This window comes from Streptomyces sp. NPDC049627 (assembly GCF_044465645.1).
Lineage (GTDB): Bacteria > Actinomycetota > Actinomycetes > Streptomycetales > Streptomycetaceae > Streptomyces.
Window position 1 is genome coordinate 240740 of record NZ_JBITLW010000002.1, and the last position, 16601, is coordinate 257340.

General features: G+C 69.7%; 11 protein-coding genes and 1 riboswitch. Of the genes, 5 read left to right on the forward strand and 6 right to left on the reverse strand.

Annotated features, from left to right (window positions below):
* Window positions 1-79: 79 nt before the first annotated feature.
* From cydD to ACIBU0_RS06080, 3 genes are read right to left on the reverse strand one after another with little or no spacing between them, the layout of a single operon-like run.
* Window positions 80-3601, reverse strand: coding sequence for a thiol reductant ABC exporter subunit CydD (gene cydD, locus ACIBU0_RS06070; RefSeq protein ID WP_398812328.1), 3522 nt, complete (start codon window positions 3599-3601; stop codon window positions 80-82).
* 12 nt (window positions 3602-3613) lie between these two features.
* Window positions 3614-4618, reverse strand: coding sequence for a cytochrome d ubiquinol oxidase subunit II (cydB, locus tag ACIBU0_RS06075; protein ID WP_398812330.1), 1005 nt, complete (start codon window positions 4616-4618; stop codon window positions 3614-3616).
* Window positions 4619-4638: 20 nt separating this feature from the next.
* On the reverse strand, window positions 4639-6147 hold the full coding sequence (locus ACIBU0_RS06080) for a cytochrome ubiquinol oxidase subunit I (protein WP_398812333.1): 1509 nt from the start codon (window positions 6145-6147) through the stop codon (window positions 4639-4641).
* 205 nt (window positions 6148-6352) lie between these two features.
* Between ACIBU0_RS06080 and ACIBU0_RS06085 the strand changes: the two genes are divergently transcribed.
* Window positions 6353-6736, forward strand: a complete 384-nt coding sequence (locus ACIBU0_RS06085) for a cyclophilin-like fold protein (protein WP_398813970.1) — start codon at window positions 6353-6355, stop codon at window positions 6734-6736.
* On the opposite strand, the gene hisC is transcribed toward ACIBU0_RS06085, so the two are convergent.
* The gene (hisC, locus tag ACIBU0_RS06090) at window positions 6733-7812 is read right to left on the reverse strand and encodes a histidinol-phosphate transaminase (RefSeq protein WP_398812336.1); all 1080 of its coding nucleotides are present in this window, start codon (window positions 7810-7812) and stop codon (window positions 6733-6735) included. The genes ACIBU0_RS06085 and hisC overlap by 4 nt on opposite strands.
* Before the next feature lie 428 nt (window positions 7813-8240).
* Here hisC and ACIBU0_RS06095 point away from each other — a divergent pair, with 428 nt between their 5' ends.
* The 3 genes from ACIBU0_RS06095 (at window position 8241) to ACIBU0_RS06105 (ending at window position 11777) form a co-directional block, all read left to right on the forward strand.
* Window positions 8241-9353: a LacI family DNA-binding transcriptional regulator gene (locus tag ACIBU0_RS06095; RefSeq protein WP_078504158.1), complete on the forward strand. Its 1113-nt coding sequence runs from the start codon at window positions 8241-8243 to the stop codon at window positions 9351-9353.
* Between the two features lie 284 nt (window positions 9354-9637).
* A complete protein-coding gene (locus ACIBU0_RS06100) occupies window positions 9638-10714 on the forward strand; it encodes a metallophosphoesterase (RefSeq protein WP_398812339.1) in 1077 nt (358 codons plus the stop codon).
* 193 nt (window positions 10715-10907) lie between these two features.
* Window positions 10908-11777, forward strand: coding sequence for a hypothetical protein (locus ACIBU0_RS06105; RefSeq protein WP_398812342.1), 870 nt, complete (start codon window positions 10908-10910; stop codon window positions 11775-11777).
* Between the two features lie 155 nt (window positions 11778-11932).
* Here ACIBU0_RS06105 and thiC read toward each other — a convergent pair whose 3' ends face one another.
* Window positions 11933-13717: a phosphomethylpyrimidine synthase ThiC gene (thiC, locus tag ACIBU0_RS06110; protein WP_398812344.1), complete on the reverse strand. Its 1785-nt coding sequence runs from the start codon at window positions 13715-13717 to the stop codon at window positions 11933-11935.
* A riboswitch (TPP riboswitch) is annotated at window positions 13710-13899 on the reverse strand. It overlaps the preceding gene by 8 nt.
* Window positions 13900-14081: 182 nt before the next feature.
* Here thiC and ACIBU0_RS06115 point away from each other — a divergent pair.
* Window positions 14082-15791 (forward strand): YibE/F family protein, encoded by a 1710-nt coding sequence (locus tag ACIBU0_RS06115; RefSeq protein WP_398812347.1) that lies wholly within the window; start codon window positions 14082-14084, stop codon window positions 15789-15791.
* A gap of 350 nt (window positions 15792-16141) precedes the next feature.
* Here ACIBU0_RS06115 and ACIBU0_RS06120 read toward each other — a convergent pair whose 3' ends face one another.
* Window positions 16142-16579, reverse strand: coding sequence for an SsgA family sporulation/cell division regulator (locus tag ACIBU0_RS06120; RefSeq protein WP_398812350.1), 438 nt, complete (start codon window positions 16577-16579; stop codon window positions 16142-16144).
* Window positions 16580-16601: the final 22 nt, after the last annotated feature.

Consider the following 16601-nt stretch of genomic DNA (forward strand, 5'->3'; position numbering starts at 1 on the left):
GGGTCAGTACGCAGGTTGACGCGAGCGGCGGAAGCGCTGTCGATCCCTCTCGACACCGACGGATACAGACGATCCGGCGCTACGGCGTCCCCACGAGCAGATCCGCCTGCTCCTCCCGCTCCACCATCTCCCGCAGGGGCCCGTCCGCAGCGGCCAGCTCCGCGAACGTCCCCCGCTGCACCACACGTCCCTCCGCCAGGACGACCACTTCGTCCACGGCCTCCAGTCCGGCCAGTCGGTGGGTGATGAGCAGGGTCGTCCGGCCTTCGGTGGCGGCCAGCAGGTCGGCGGTGAGCGCGTCGGCGGTGGGCAGGTCGAGGTGCTCGGCGGGCTCGTCGAGCACCAGGACGGGGAAGTCGGCGAGCAGGGCGCGGGCCAGCGCGAGCCGCTGCCGCTGTCCGCCCGACAGGCGCGCCCCGTGCTCGCCCACGAGCGTGTCGAGGCCGTCGGGCAGCCCGTCGGACCAGTCCAGCAGCCGGGCGCGCCTGAGGGCGTCGCGCAGTTCGTCCTCGGTGGCGCCCTTCTTGGCGAGGAGCAGGTTCTCGCGCACGGAGCTGTCGAAGAGGTGCGCGTCCTGCGCGCACAGCCCCACGAGCCGCCGTACGTCATCGCCGTCCAGCGCGTACGCGTCCACGCCGCCCAGCGTGAAGGAGCCGGCCCTCGCGTCCAGGAAGCGCAGCAGCACCTGCGCCAGTGTGGTCTTGCCTGACCCGGACGGCCCGACGACGGCGATCCGACGGCCCTGTTCCAGGGTCAGGTCGAAGCCGGCGAGGGCGTCCCGGTCCTGGCCCGCGTGGCGGGCGGTCAGGCCCCTGACAGCGACCGGGAACGGCGACGCGGGCGCCTCCTGGGGCCGCTCCGGTTCCCGTACCGGCTCGGGGGCGTCCAGCACCTCGTACACCCGCTCGGCGCTCTTGCGCACCCGCTGCCGGTACTGCACGGCGAGCGGCAGCCCGAGGACGGCCTCGAAGGCGGCCAGCGGGGCGAGGACGACGACGGCCATCGTCACGCCGCCCAGCCGCCCGTCGGCGACCGCCTGGGCTCCCACGAGGGCGGTGGCGGCGACGGTGAGCCCGGAGATCAGCGCGGTGAGTCCGTCGCCCAGCGCGGTGGCGGTGGCGGCCCGCGAGGCGATCCGGGTGAGCGCCCAGTCGGCGCGGCGCGCTTCGGCCGTACGACTGGGCAGGGCGCCGGCGACGGTCAGCTCGGCGGTGCCGGTGAGCAGGTCCGTCACGCGCGTCGCGAGCACTCCGCGGGCGGGGGCCAGCCTGCGCTCGGCGCGGCGGGCGACCGGGCCGGTGAGGAGCGGGACTCCGGCGCCGGCCGCCAGCAGCCCCACCGCGAGTACGGCACCGGCCGCGGGCAGCAGCCAGGCGGTGAAGCCGACGGCCCCCGCGGACACGACGGCCGCCGCGGCGGCGGGCAACAGCCACCGCAGCCAGTAGTCCTGCAGCGTGTCCACATCCGCGACGAGCCGCGACAGCAGATCGCCCCGCCGCGTGCGGCGCAGCCCTGCGGGCGCCAGCCGCTCCAGCCGCCGGTACACGGCGACCCGGGTGTCGGCCAGCATCCGCAGCACCGCGTCGTGCGACACGAGCCGCTCGGCGTACCGGAACACGGCCCGCCCGATGCCGAAGGCCCGGGTCGCCGTCACCGCCACCATCAGATACAGCACGGGCGGCTGCTGCGAGGCCCGCGAGATGAGCCACCCGGAGGTGGCCATGAGCCCGACGGCACTGCCGAGCGCGAGGCTCCCGAGCAGCAGTGCGAGGGCGAGGCGGCCGCGCCGGGCGCCGGACATGGCGCGGACGCGGGCCAGGACATCGCGACCATCGCGGTTACCGGCCGTGTCCGGCGCGGCGTCGGGCTCGTCCGCCGGTTCCTCCGCGCTCGGGCGGGTGGTCGTCACCCTGGGTCCGGTCTCCGTGCCGTTGTGGGACGCGCTCTCCACGTGAGCGGGAGTGGCTGTCTCCTCCAGCCGCACCACGCGGTCCGCCACCCCCAGCAACGCCGGCCGATGCACCACCAGCAGCACCGTCCGCCCCACCGCCAGCCTGCGCACGGCTTCCACGACCTCGGCCTCGGTGGCCCCGTCGAGCGCGGCTGTCGGTTCGTCCAGCAGCAGCACAGGCCGGTCCGCGAGGAACGCCCGGGCCAGCGCGAGCCGCTGCCGCTGCCCGGCGGACAGCCCGGCCCCGTCCTCACCGAGCACGGTGTCGACGCCCTGGGGCAGCGCGTCGACGAACTCCAGCGCCCCGGCGTCCCCCAGCGCCCGTCGCACGGCGGCGTCGTCCGCGTCGGGACGCGCCAGCCGTACGTTCTCGGCGATGGTCCCGGCGTACAGGTGCGGCCGCTGCGGCACCCAGGCGATCCGCGAGCGCCACTCCGCCGGATCGAGGTCGGCGAGGTCGGCTCCCCCGACCAGCACCCGCCCCGCGCTGGGCCGCACAAACCCCAGCAGTACGTTCAGCAGCGTGGACTTGCCCGCGCCGCTGGGCCCGACGAGCGCGACCGTCTCGCCGGGCTCGACGGCGAAGGACGTGCCCGCCACGGCATCGGTGGAGCGGCCGGGGTAACGGACCGAGATCCCGTCGAACGCGAACGACATCGCCCCCGCCGGCACCGCCGCCGCACCCGAGGCCGGCGCCGGAGTCTCCAGCACCTCGAAGATCTCCTCGGCCGCGGAGAGCCCCTCGGCCGCCGCGTGGTACTGCGCGCCCACCTGACGCAGGGGCAGATACGCCTCGGGCGCCAGCACCAGGACGACCAGACCGTCGTACAGATGCATCTCGCCGTGGACGAGCCGCATGCCGATCGTGACGGCGACCAGGGCCACGGAGAGCGTCGAGAGCAGCTCCAGCGCGAAGGAGGAGATGAAGGCGATCCGCAGGGTCCGCATGGTCGCCCTGCGGTACTCGCCGGTGATCCGCCGGATCGACTCGGCCTGTGCCTTGGCCCGCCCGAACACCTTCAAGGTCGGCAGCCCGGCGACGACGTCCAGGAAGTGTCCGGACAGCCGGGACAGCAACTGCCACTGACGGTCCATCCGGGACTGCGTGGCCCAGCCGATCAGCATCATGAAGATCGGAATGAGCGGCAGGGTGCCGACGATGATGGCCGCCGAGACCCAGTCCTCGGTCACGATCCGCGCCAGCACCGCCACGGGGACGACGACCGCGAGCCCCAACTGCGGCAGGTACCGCGAGAAGTAGTCGTCCAGGGCGTCGACACCCCGTGTGGCAAGGGCAACCAGCGATCCGGTCCGCTGCCCGCTGAGCCAGCCGGGCCCCAGCGTGGCCGCCCGCTCCAGCAGCCGCCCCCGCAACTCCGACTTCACGGCGGCGCTCGCCCGGTGTGCGGCTAGCTCCGTGAGCCAGGAGACCAGCGCGCGGCCGACCGCCACGGCCCCCAACAGCAGCAGGGGAGTGCGGAGGTCAGCGGCGGACAGCCCGTGCTGGAAGGCCCCGACCACCACCTCGGCGATCAGCATCGCCTGGGCGATGACCAGCAGCGCTCCGACAGCGCCCAGGCTGACGACCGCGCCCAGGAAGAGGCGGGTGGCACGGGCGTACCGCAGCAGACGCGGATCGATCGGTTTCACGTGAAACACACCTCAGTGCACTGTTTCAGCGATGTGCTGGGTGCCGATCCGCTTGCGGAACACCCAGTAGGTCCATCCCTGGTAGAGCATGACGACCGGGGTGGCGATCACCGCGCACCACGTCATGATCTTCAGGGTGTACGGGCTCGACGAGGCGTTGGTGACCGTGAGGCTCCACTCGTCATTGAGGGAAGACGGCATGACGTTCGGGAAGAGCGTCAGGAAGAGCATCGCCACAGCGGCCACGATCGTGACGCCGGAGAAGGCGAACGACCATCCCTCACGTCCGGCCTGGTTCGCCGCCAGCGCCGCCACCAGCGCGGCCACGGCCACCACGAGCGCGACCAGGCTCTGACCGTCGCCGCTCTCGATCTGCGTCCAGAGCAGGAAGAGCAGCGCCAGCACGGCAGTGACGAGGCCGACGCGCAGGGCCAGCGCCCGCGCCCTCTCCCGGATCTCCCCGACGGTCTTGAGCGCGGCGAACACCGCCCCGTGGAAGGTGAACAGCGTCAGCGTCACCAGGCCCCCGAGGAGCGCGTACGGGTTGAGCAGGTCCAGGACGGAGCCGACGTACTCATGACTCCGGTCGATCTTCACGCCCCGCACGATGTTGCCGAAGGCCACGCCCCACAGGAACGCCGGGATCAGCGAGCACCAGAAGATCGCCTGCTCCCAGTTGCGCTGCCAGTTCTCCTCGGGCCGCTTCGCCCGGTACTCGAAGGCGACGCCCCGGACGATCAGGCAGACCAGGATGAGCAGCAGGGGGAGGTAGAAGCCGGAGAAGAGCGTGGCGTACCACTCGGGGAAGGCGGCGAAGGTGGCGCCGCCCGCCGAGAGCAGCCACACCTCGTTGCCGTCCCAGACCGGCCCGATGGTGTTGATCAGCACCCGCCGCTCCGGCCTGTTGCGGGCCAGCAGCTTGGTGAGGACGCCGACTCCGAAGTCGAACCCCTCCAGGAAGAAGTAGCCGATCCACAGAACGGCGATCAGGACGAACCAGACGTCGTGAAGTTCCATGACTGTGCAGCTCCCTCGGCCTAGTACGAGAAGGCCATCGGCTTGTCGGCGTCACGGGAGTCGCCGCCGATCTTCGTGGGCGGGTTCAGGTCGGCCTCGGTGAGTTCGGGCGGGCCGGCCTTGACGTACTTCACGAGCAGCTTGACCTCGACGACGGCGAGGATGGCGTAGAGCGCGGTGAAGATGATCATCGAGGTGAGCACCTCGGCCTGGGAGACGCCGGGGGAGACCGCGTCCCGGGTCTGCAGCACGCCGTAGACGACCCACGGCTGACGGCCCATCTCGGTGAAGATCCAGCCCCAGGAGTTGGCGATCAGCGGGAAGCCCAGCGTCAGGATCGCGATGCGCCAGTACCACTTGGTGAGCTTCGGGCCGAGGGCCTTCTTGGGCAACAGCACCAGATGCGGCACCTCGTCGTCGCCGACCCTCAGGTGCTGCGGCAGCATGAACTTCTTACGGGTCAGCCAGAGCCCGGCCAGCCCGATGGCGAAGGACGCCATGCCGAAGCCGATCATCCACCGGAAGCCCCAGTAGGCGACGGGGATGTTGGGCCGGTAGTCGCCGGGCCCGTACTTCTCCTGCTCGGCCTTGTTGACGTCGTTGATGCCGGGGACGTACGAGGTGAAGTCGTCCTTGGCCAGGAAGGACAGCAGGCCCGGGATCTCGATGGCGACCTTGTTGTGGCCCTTGTCGACGTCACCGACGGCGAAGACCGAGAAGGGCGCCGGCTTCTCGCCGTCCCACAGCGCCTCGGCCGCGGCCATCTTCATCGGCTGCTGCTCATACATGATCTTACCGAGGACGTCACCGCTGATTGCGGTGAGCATGCCGCCTATGACGACGGTGACCAGGCCGAGCCGCAGCGAGGTCTTCATCTCGCGGATGTGCTTCTTGCGCAGCAGGTGGAACGCGGAGATGCCGACCATGAACGCGCCACCGGTGAGGAAGGCGGCCGAGAGGGTGTGGAAGGCCTGGGCGAGCGCGGTGTTCTGGGTCAGCACGAGCCAGAAGTCGGTGAGCTCGGCCCGCCCCTTCGCCTCGTTGATCCGGTAGCCGACGGGGTGCTGCATCCAGGAGTTGGCCGCGAGGATGAAGTAGGCCGACAGGATCGTGCCGATCGAGACCATCCACATGCAGGCCAGGTGGATCTTCTTCGGCAGCTTGTCCCAGCCGAAGATCCACAGGCCGATGAAGGTGGACTCGAAGAAGAAGGCGATCAGGGCCTCGAAGGCTAGCGGAGCGCCGAAGACGTCACCGACGAAGCGGGAGTAGTCGGACCAGTTCATGCCGAACTGGAACTCCTGCACGATGCCGGTGACCACACCCATCGCGATGTTGATCAGGAAGAGCTTGCCCCAGAACTTCGTCGCTCTGAGGTACTTCTCCTTCTCCGTACGCACCCAGGCGGTCTGCAGTCCGGCCGTCAGAGCGGCCAGCGAGATCGTCAGGGGGACGAACAGAAAGTGGTAGACGGTGGTGATACCGAACTGCCAGCGCGCCAGAGTCTCCGGCGCCAAAGCCAGGTCCACGTCGCCGCTCCTTACCTACGCTTGTGAAAGCGTTCACATTCACAAGCAATTATGCAACATGGCTGTTCGGCGGTCGATGGGCGGGGGGTCCCTAAGTCGACCCACCCAATCCCCCCAGGTAGGGCCCGACAGGCCCATGGCGCACGCAGGGTTCCCAACCGATTCAACATATTGTTGAATTCGCCGCATGGACACACCTCAGCACATGCGGATACGGATCTCCTGGCCCGCAGGTCACCTCACCGCGACCCTCGACAACACGCCAACGGCACAGGCCCTCACCAAGGCCCTGCCACTCGTCTCCACCGCCCGAACCTGGGGCGAGGAGGTGTACTTCGACACAGGAGTGTCTGTTTCACGTGAAACGGACGCCCGGCAGGTCGTCGAACCGGGCACGGTCGCCTTCTGGACCGACGGAGATGCGCTCGCCCTCCCCTACGGACCCACGCCGATCTCGCGAGGCGACGAGTGCCGCCTCGCAAATCCGTGCAACATCCTGGGCGCCATCGACGGCGACCCCCGCCTGCTGGCGACGGTGCGCAACGGTGACCCCGTGCGCGTGGAACTGGCCGAAACCGCCGACGCCTAGAGCTCCTTGCGGAACCCGTCCGTCACCTTCAGGAAGATGTCGTTCGCCTCGGCCTCCCCGACCGTCACCCGCACACCCTCGCCCGGGAACGGCCGGACAACCACACCGGCCTGCTCACACGCCTCGGCGAAGGCCACCGTCCGCTCCCCCAGCCGCAGCCACACAAAGTTGGCCTGGGTCTCGGGCACCGTCCAGCCCTGAGCGCGCAACCCGTCGACCACGCGGTTGCGCTCACACACCAACGAGCCGACCCGGCCGAGCAATTCGTCCTCGGCCCGCAGCGACGCGATGGCCGCCTCCTGCGCGAGCTGGCTCACCCCGAACGGTACGGCCGTCTTGCGCAGCGCCGCCGCGACCGGCTCATGGGCGATCGCGAAGCCGACACGGAGGCCGGCGAGACCGTACGCCTTGGAGAACGTCCGCAGGACACAGACATTGGGCCGCTCGCGGTAGATCTCCACACCGTCCGGCACCTCGGGGTCGCGAATGAACTCGCGGTACGCCTCGTCGAGCACCACCAGCACATCCCCGGGCACCCGGTCGAGGAACCGCTCCAGCTCGGCCCGCTTCACCACCGTGCCCGTCGGGTTGTTGGGGTTGCAGACGAAGATCAGCCGGGTCCGGTCGGTGATGGCGGCGGCCATCGCGTCCAGGTCGTGCACATCGCCCGGCGTCAGCGGCACCTTCACCGACGTCGCCCCGCTGATCTGGGTGATGATCGGGTACGCCTCGAAGGACCGCCAGGCGTAGATGACCTCGTCGCCGGGTCCGGAGGTGGCCTGCAGCAGCTGCTGGGCGACGCCGACCGAGCCGGTGCCGGTGGCCAGGTGGGAGGCGGGGACGCCGAAGCGCTCGGAGAGCTCGTTCATCAGCGCCGTGCACATCATGTCCGGGTAGCGGTTGAAGGACGAGGCGGCGGCTGTCACCGACTCCATCACGCCCGGCAGCGGTGGATAGGGGTTCTCGTTGGAGGACAGCTTGTAGGCCACCGGTCCACCGGCCGCGGCAGGCTTGCCCGGCTTGTAGGTGGGGATACCCTCCAGCTCGACGCGCAGCTTGGGGCTCGTCTCGCTCACCGCAGTCCTCCTCGCGACCACTGGCGGCCCATCATCACCGCCGCCTCCAATACCCCTCACCTTATGAGGATTCCCCGCCGATGCGTACAGGTGCGACGTCCTCGACTGCCAACCTCTTCTGTCACACAGGCATCAGGGGCATCACTGTACGAAGCTGTACGAATTGGGGGGCGCGTCACACATATATCTATGCGCCGGTGGCTCGCGCCGTAGCGCGCATCACCCGTGAAGGTGAGTTGAGACCTCTTCGAAACATCGAGCACTTGGCAGGCCCATACGCGCCGACAAGTCAGGTCTTACCATTGGATCGTTCAACTCCCTTGCTTTCCAAGGCTTTTGACGCTCCATGACCTTGCAGAAACGTGCCTGTCAACGCGTGCATATGCGTCCGCACTACCCCACCGCATGAGCCCTACTATCGGCTCGCCATGACAGCAGCAGGGAAGCACCAGGTGAGCCGCGCGGAAACCTCACGCCGAGGCAGTCGGCCCGGGCGGGCCGGCATCAGAGACGTGGCCGCCGCTGCCGGAGTCTCCATCACAACCGTCTCCGACGCCCTCAACGGCAAGGGCCGGCTCCCGGACGCCACGCGACGCCATGTCCGCGAGGTCGCCGACCGGCTGGGCTACCGGCCCTCGGCCGCCGCCCGCACGCTCCGTACCGGCAAGTCAGGACTCATCGGCCTGACCGTGACGACCTACGGGGATGAACCTTTCACCTTCACCGAGTTCGCGTACTTCGCCGAGATGGCCCGCGCGGCCACCTCGGCCGCGCTCGCCCGCGGCTACGCCCTCGTGATCCTCCCCGCGACCTCGCGCCACGACGTCTGGTCCAACGTCGCCCTCGACGGCACGGTCGTCATCGACCCGTCCGACCAGGACCCGGTCGTCAGCGAACTGGTCAGACAGGGTCTGCCGGTCGTCTCCGACGGCCGCCCGGCCGGTTCGCTCCCGGTCACCGCATGGGTCGACAACGACCACGAGGCCGCCGTACTCGGCATCCTCGACCACCTGGCCGACGCCGGTGCCCGCCGGATCGGCCTGCTGACGGGCACCACGACGGACACGTACACCCACCTGTCGACCACCGCATATCTGCGCTGGTGCGAGCGGGTGGGCCAGGACCCGGTGTACGAGGCCTATCCGGCGCACGATCCCTGCGCCGGCGCCGTCGCCGCCGACCGGCTGCTCGCCCGCCCCGACCGCCCCGACGCCGTCTACGGCCTGTTCGACCCGAACGGCACCGACCTGCTCGCCGCAGCCCGCCGCTACGGACTGCGCGTACCGGACGACCTGCTTCTGGTCTGCTGCAGCGAGTCCACCGTGTACGCCAACACCGAGCCGCCCATCACCACGCTCTCCCTGAAGCCGCGCCGCATCGGCACCGCCGTGGTCCAGCTCCTCATCGACGCGATCGAAGGGGTGGAGTCGGACCAGCCGGTCGAGCAGGTGATACCGACGGAGCTGATCGTGCGTACCTCGTCCCAGCGACGGCCGCCGCGTACGACGGTCAGCCCGCCTCGGTCGCCCGAGGAGCGGTAGAAGCAGGTCGGGGAAGTGGCAGACGCGGGGCGGGGGAGGCCCGGGAGCAGGTCCGGGAGTGCCGGAAACAGGTCGGGAAGCGGCGGGTGGCGCGGTCATCAGGTGGCCGAAGCCCTGCCAATCGGGGCGAAAGCCGCGGTGAACAGGAGTCCTGCTCCGATTCACCACCCCTGGGTCATCACATGGCGCGATCGGCATTCCTATGATGGGCCCACGACACCGCGGGCCGCTGCGACCAGGCAGTCCGATGCGGTGCAGCTGCGGCGCGATGGTGGAGGGGTCTGATGACTCAGGGGGCCGGTCAGGGACCCGAGGTGGAGCGGACGGCGACGTTGCGCGACTTCCGGGTGCCCGCTTACGTCCATGAGACCGGTCCCTACGCCCACAGCACTCACCCGGGCGAGGTGGCCCCGCTCCTCGACGAGACGTATCCGGAGGGGTACACGCCCACCCAGCGCGACCTGCCCGTCATCAACCGCGGTGACACGGTTCAGGTGCATGTCGACCCCTCCTCCCTGCCGGTCCAGCAGTCGGCGGGCGGGCCCGGTCCGCTGTTCGTCGTCGGCGACGTGCACGGCTACCTCGACGAGCTGATGGCCGCCCTCCAGGAGAAGGGCCTGATCGACGCCGCCGGGAACTGGTGCGCGGGCACCGCCCGGCTGTGGTTCCTCGGCGACTTCACGGACCGCGGCCCCGACGGCATCGGCGTCATCGACCTCGTGATGCGGCTGTCCGCGGAGGCGGCCGCGGCCGGCGGCTACTGCAAGGCCCTCATGGGCAACCACGAGCTGCTCCTGCTCGGCGCCAAGCGGTTCGGCGACACCCCCGTCAACTCCGGCGCCGGCACCGCCACCTTCCAGGCGGCCTGGCTGCTCAACGGCGGCCAGAAGACCGACATGGACCGCCTCCAGGACCACCATCTGCAGTGGATGTCCCGGCTGGACGCCATGGAAGAGGTAGACGGCCATCTGCTCGTGCACTCGGACACCACCGCCTATCTCGACTACGGCGACTCGATCGAGGCGGTCAACGACACCGTCCGCGAGACACTCACCCGCAATGACGCCGACGAAGTCTGGGATCTCTTCCGCAAGTTCACCAGGCGTTTCTCCTTCCGCGACGAGGGCGGCGCGGACCATGTGCGCTCCCTGCTCGATACGTACGGCGGCACCCGCATCGTTCACGGCCACAGCCCCATTCCGTACCTGCTGGGCGAGGTCGGCTCCGAGGACGGCGAGGACGACAGCGGGCCCTCGGTCGAAGGACCGCACGTCTACGCCGACGGCCTCGCCATCGCCATGGACGGCGGCGTGACCATGGCCGGAAAGCTGCTGGTCCAGCAACTTCCCCTGGATATTTGACCGTTCACGGGGCAGGCGTCGCCCCATGCGGCAGTGACGGAAGTCGGCGCAGGCCAGGGCCCAATTTTGTCAAACCCCCTGTCACCGTGTGCCGTCACCGCTCTACCATCGGCTTATCCGTAGCAGGCTCCCCTCCGTTTCTGCCCGACGGCTCGTTGCCATGCGAGCCCCAAGCCCTACGGAGCATCGGGGGATGCACATGAACAGCGTTCCGCAGCACCTGCTCAGCGAGGACCGCCAGGACTACGAGCGGATCCTCGACGAGGCGCTGCGCTCCGCACCACACCGCCCGGAACTGACCGCTGTCGGACAGCGGCTCAACCCCGAACAGCTGCGCACCATGGCGCTCAACGCCACCGCACTCATCACGGCGGCCGCGGCGACCGAGTACCAGCACTACGTGAAGGTCCGCGAGGAACTGCGCCAACCGGCGCCGTCCACCCCGTCGTCCGCCCGCGAGACCGGCTCCATCGAGCCGGGCACGGGCGCGATGGGGCTCGCCACCACCATGGGAGAGGTCGCCGAGACCGCCGGCCCCGGTGTCATCGCCGTGGTCGCCGTCCTGGCACCCGTCCTCGCCGGCACCGCCGCGGCGATCTTCCTGCTCGTCGGCTACATCCTCAAGATGTTCGACCCCGAGGCGGCGTTCGCCCAGACGATGCTCACCACCGGGTGGGTGTTCGGCGCCGTGGCAGCGGCCGCGATCCTGGTCGCCGCCGTGGGACTCGTGCTCACAGCACTGCGCAACCGGCCCGCGTTCGACGCCGGACCGTACGGCGAACTGAGCGAGGAGGTCGCCCGGGCCAGGGAAGCCTGGCGCGAGGCCCTGCTGGAGCGCGGCATCGTGCCCTTCCTGCGCGAGGCACTCACCGACCCCGGCACGGCATCGGCAATGCACCGCACGCCACCGTCGACGCCGGCCGGCCGCATCCCGAGCCTCGGCTACGACCGCCCGGGTTTCAGCAGCCCGGACGACGGAGCCTCCTCGGGCTCGCGACCGAGCTTCAGCAGCCCGGACTACACGAGCCCGGACTTCGGAGGGCCGGAACACCAGCCGGAGTAGCTCCTCGGCTTGCGCCCCCGCCGTAGGAGAGCCCCCTCTCGGGGAACCCTCCTTCTCGACGGAGCCCCGAGGGACCTCCTCGGGGAGGCGCAAGCCGAAGATCTCGGCAGCACGCCCGGCACCGGGGCATGGCGCCCTGGGTCAGGACGTCGACGTCAGTCCGCGATCGGCAGGTACACCCGGTTGCCCGCCGCCGCGAACTCCTTCGACTTCTGAGCCATGCCCTCCTCGATCTCCTCCTGGGACCCGCCGTGTTGGCGGCGGATGTCCTGGGAGATCTTCATCGAGCAGAACTTCGGCCCGCACATCGAGCAGAAGTGAGCCGTCTTGGCGGGCTCCGCCGGCAGCGTCTCGTCGTGGAACTCCCGTGCCGTGTCCGGGTCGAGGGCGAGGTTGAACTGGTCCTCCCACCGGAACTCGAAACGGGCGTCGGACAGCGCGTCGTCCCACTCCTGCGCCCCGGGGTGCCCCTTGGCGAGGTCGGCCGCGTGGGCGGCGATCTTGTACGTGATGACGCCGGTCTTGACGTCGTCCCGGTTGGGCAGGCCCAGGTGCTCCTTGGGGGTGACGTAGCAGAGCATCGCCGTGCCCCACCAGGCGATCATCGCGGCGCCGATGCCGGAGGTGATGTGGTCGTACGCCGGTGCGACGTCCGTGGTCAGCGGGCCGAGCGTATAGAACGGAGCTTCATCGCAGATCTCCTGCTGAAGGTCGATGTTCTCCTTGATCTTGTGCATCGGGACATGTCCCGGGCCCTCGATCATGGTCTGTACGTTGAAACGCTTGGCGATCGTGTTGAGTTCCCCGAGCGTCCTCAACTCCGCGAACTGCGCCTCGTCGTTGGCGTCCGCGATCGAGCCGGGCCTGAGGCCGTCGCCCAGCGAGTACGTGACGTCGTACGCGGCGAGGATCTCGCAGAGTTCCTCGAAGTTCTCGTACAGGAACGACTCCTTGTGGTGCGCCAGGCACCACGCCGCCATGATCGAGCCGCCGCGCGAGACGATGCCGGTCTTGCGGTTGGCGGTGAGCGGGACGTACGGCAGGCGCACGCCGGCGTGAACCGTCATGTAGTCCACGCCCTGCTCGGCCTGTTCGATGACCGTGTCCTTGTAGATCTCCCAGGTCAGCTCCTCGGCGCGGCCGTCGACCTTCTCCAGCGCCTGATAGAGCGGCACCGTGCCGATGGGCACGGGGGAGTTGCGCAGCACCCACTCGCGGGTGGTGTGGATGTTGCGGCCGGTCGACAGGTCCATGACCGTGTCGGCGCCCCAGCGGGTCGCCCAGGTCATCTTCTCGACCTCTTCCTCGATGGAGGAGGTGACCGCGGAGTTGCCGATGTTGGCGTTGACCTTCACCAGGAACCGCTTGCCGATGATCATCGGCTCGATCTCCGGGTGGTTGACGTTCGCGGGAAGCACCGCACGGCCTGCGGCGATCTCCTCACGCACCACCTCAGGAGAAACGTTCTCGCGGAGGGCCACGAACTCCATCTCCGGCGTGATCTCGCCCCGGCGTGCGTAGGCGAGCTGCGTGACCGCCTTGTCGTCACGGCTGCGACGGGGCTGCCGCGGCCGTCCGGGGAAGACCGCGTCGAGGTTGCGCAGGCCGCCGCGTGGCGAGGTGTGCTTGATCCCGTCATCCTCGGGACGGACGGGACGACCCGCGTACTCCTCGGTGTCGCCGCGGGCGATGATCCAGTTCTCCCGTAGCGGAGGCAGTCCCCTGCGGACGTCGGTATCGGCGAGTGGATCGGTGTACGGGCCCGACGTGTCGTACAGCGTGACCGACTGCCCGTTGGTGAGATGCACCTGGCGGACCGGCACCCGCAGATCGGGGCGGGAGCCCTCGATGTACGCCTTGTGCCAGCCGATGGACTTCCCGGCCTCCTGGGACTTGTCGTCCTGGACGGAGGCAGGCGTGCGTGCGTCCTTGTTGGTCATGAGACCTACTCCCTACGCCGGCATTACCCGGTAACAGGTTCGGCGGTCGACGCAGCGGTTTCCGTCTGCCGACGTTTCGTGTGAAACATCACTCGCGATGGGTGATGTTTCATGTGAAACATCGCTGGGACGGAGGTCAGCGCCCTCTCAGCCCGGTGCTCCGAGCTCCCGCGTGTACAAAGGTGGCACCACGCTAGCGTCAATTCGGGCGCGGTGAACAGGGGGCCCCCGTCGTTCTTGCGATGATCGGTCGGTGACCACACCGCATGAACCTCCGTACCCACCGCCCGAGCGGCCCCGCGGCTCCGGGCCCGGAAACGGCCCCGGGCGCGGCAACGGCCGTGCAGACGGCCGGGGTTCAGGGATGCCCGGAGCAAGATACGACGGCGGATACGGCCGTGGCTCCGACGGTGGCGGTCACGACGAGCACTCGGCTGGATCCGGCGGCTGGCACGAGCACGGTCCCAGGACCGAAGGGATGCAGGAGCACGGCAGCGAGGCCGGCGGCGGGCACCGGCACGGCTTCGGTTCCGGCGGGCCGTACGGTCACCGTCCCGGTTCCGGCGGCCTGCACGATCATGGTCCCGGCTCCGGCGGCTCAGCGGAGCAGGGGTCCGGCCCGGATGACGGACACGGGCATGATTTCGGTGGTGGCCATGGGCACGATTCCCATGGCGGCCATGGGCACGGTCCCGGATCCGGCGGTTCGCGCGGCGGCGGAGCCGGTGGCGGCGGGCACGGACACTCCCACAGTCACGCCCACGGTCCCGCGGCGCCCGTCTCCCAGCACCTGCGCAAGGTCATCGCGGCGATCCTGATTCCGTTCGCCGCGGCGGTGGTGGTGGGGCTCGCGGTGCTGTGGCCGGGTGGGGCCCCGCCGCACGAGCGCACGGGGGTCGGCTTCGACCGGCAGACGCAGCAGGCCACGGTCACCAAGGTGGTCGAGGTGAGCTGTAAGGCCGCCGGGGCCTCGGGAGTGCCTCCGACCGGTGACACCTCCACCGCCGAGGGCTCCTCAGCCGTGCAGCAGGAGAAGGGCACCTGCAAGAAGGCGACGATCCGCGTCGACACGGGCAAGGACAAGGGCCGTACGTTCACGGAGATCGTGCAGCCCGACCAGTCACGGCAGTTGCACGAGGGCCAGGAGGTCGTGGTCGCCTACGAGCCCTCGGCGCCCAAGGACCTGCAGTACTCGGTCACCGATGTGAACCGCCGAGTGCCGTTGGCCGTGCTCGCCGGCATCTTCGCACTCGCCGTCGTGGTCGTCGGGCGGATGCGAGGCGTCATGGCGCTGATCTCGCTGGCCATCAGCTTCCTGGTGCTCAACTTCTTCATTCTGCCCGCGATCCTGCAGGGCTCGAACCCGCTCGTCGTGGCAGTGGTGGGATCGAGCGCGATCATGCTCATCGCCCTTTATCTGTGCCACGGCCTCTCGGCCCGCACATCGGTGGCGGTGCTCGGCACGCTGATCTCACTGCTGCTGATCGGCATTCTCGGCTCGGTGTTCATCGACTGGGCCGCGCTCACCGGCAACACCGATGACAACACCGGCCTGATCCACGGGCTGTACCCGGCCATCGACATGAGCGGTCTGCTGCTCGCCGGCATCATTATCGGCTCGCTCGGTGTCCTCGACGACGTGACCGTCACGCAGACGTCCGCGGTCTGGGAGCTGCACGAGGCCAATCCGACGATGGGCTGGCGTGGGCTGTACCGCGCGGGCATCCGGATCGGCCGCGACCACATCGCGTCCGTCGTCAACACCCTCGTCCTCGCCTACGCGGGCGCCGCGCTGCCGTTGCTGCTGCTCTTCTCGATCGCGCAGAGCGGGGTCGGCACGGTCGCCAACAGTGAGCTGGTGGCGGAGGAGATCGTGCGCACGCTGGTGGGTTCCATCGGCCTGGTCGCCTCGGTGCCGGTCACCACGGCTCTCGCGGCCCTGGTGGTCGCGGCCGACCGGCCGGAGAAGGGGACGGGGCCGGCGGGTACTCAGCCGGCCATGGCGGGCGCACAGCCGCCCACTGGGCAGCCGGGTCCGGGGCGCGGCGGGCGGGGACGACGGCGGAAGCGGTGACGGCGCGCCGGGGCGAGCCCGGCGTCGTCGAGGCGGCACGGTCGACGGGCCCGGCGAGATCGCTATGGCGCTGCGCGTCAGTACGGCCGCGGGGAATCGGTGCGTGAGACGGCCGCGGTGGAAGCGGTGACGGATACGGCCGCCGGGAAGCAGCGACGGGTACGGCCGCGGCGGAAGCAGTGACAGGTACGGCCGCGGCGGAAGCAGTGCGGACACGGCTGCCGATATCGGGCACCCGTCCCTGCCGCTCCGGCGGAGCCCCGAGTACGCCCCGCGCAGAAGAAGCGTTCCCGCGCGCCCCCACAGCGCCCGGCGAAGCGTTACGCCACCCCCCGCGCTGCCGTAACGCCTCAGCCCGCGCTCTGCTCCTCCGCCAGGATGCGGTCCAGGGCTTCGTCGAGGTGGGCGTCGAAGTCGGCGAGCGCTCCCTCCTGCCCGAGCGGTACCAGCTTGTCGGTGCGGTCGAGGAAGGCCACGAGCGGCGCCACCGAGGACCGGAACAGCGCTTGGTCGGCACCCACCTGAAGCCGGATCAGGACATCACCCAGTGTCTCGGAGCCGGCCGGCGAGACCCGTACGTCACCCTCGCCGCACGGCCGGCCCACCCCGTCGACCAGGAGCTCACGGCCGAAGGCCCAGGTCACCGGGGCATCGCCGGGCAGATGGAAGGTCAGCCGTACGGCATAGGGATCACAGGTCTCGTAGCACAGCTCCACCGGGATGCGGAAGGACAGCTCCTCGGAGACGAGAAAGCTCATCATGACCTCTGCCTGTACGGACTCGCGCATCGCTTACCCCGTCGGTTGCCTT

Excerpts from the sequence above, each read along its gene's own strand:
- ACIBU0_RS06115 (WP_398812347.1), top strand. The coding sequence starts at position 14,082 with ATGCCCGGAGCAAGATACGACGGCGGATACGGCCGTGGCTCCGACGGT.
- ACIBU0_RS06095 (WP_078504158.1), top strand. The coding sequence starts at position 8,241 with ATGACAGCAGCAGGGAAGCACCAGGTGAGCCGCGCGGAAACCTCACGC.
- ACIBU0_RS06120 (WP_398812350.1), bottom strand. The coding sequence starts at position 16,579 with ATGCGCGAGTCCGTACAGGCAGAGGTCATGATGAGCTTTCTCGTCTCC.
- thiC (WP_398812344.1), bottom strand. The coding sequence starts at position 13,717 with ATGACCAACAAGGACGCACGCACGCCTGCCTCCGTCCAGGACGACAAG.
- ACIBU0_RS06085 (WP_398813970.1), top strand. The coding sequence starts at position 6,353 with ATGCGGATACGGATCTCCTGGCCCGCAGGTCACCTCACCGCGACCCTC.
- cydB (WP_398812330.1), bottom strand. The coding sequence starts at position 4,618 with ATGGAACTTCACGACGTCTGGTTCGTCCTGATCGCCGTTCTGTGGATC.
- ACIBU0_RS06100 (WP_398812339.1), top strand. The coding sequence starts at position 9,638 with ATGACTCAGGGGGCCGGTCAGGGACCCGAGGTGGAGCGGACGGCGACG.
- ACIBU0_RS06105 (WP_398812342.1), top strand. The coding sequence starts at position 10,908 with ATGCACATGAACAGCGTTCCGCAGCACCTGCTCAGCGAGGACCGCCAG.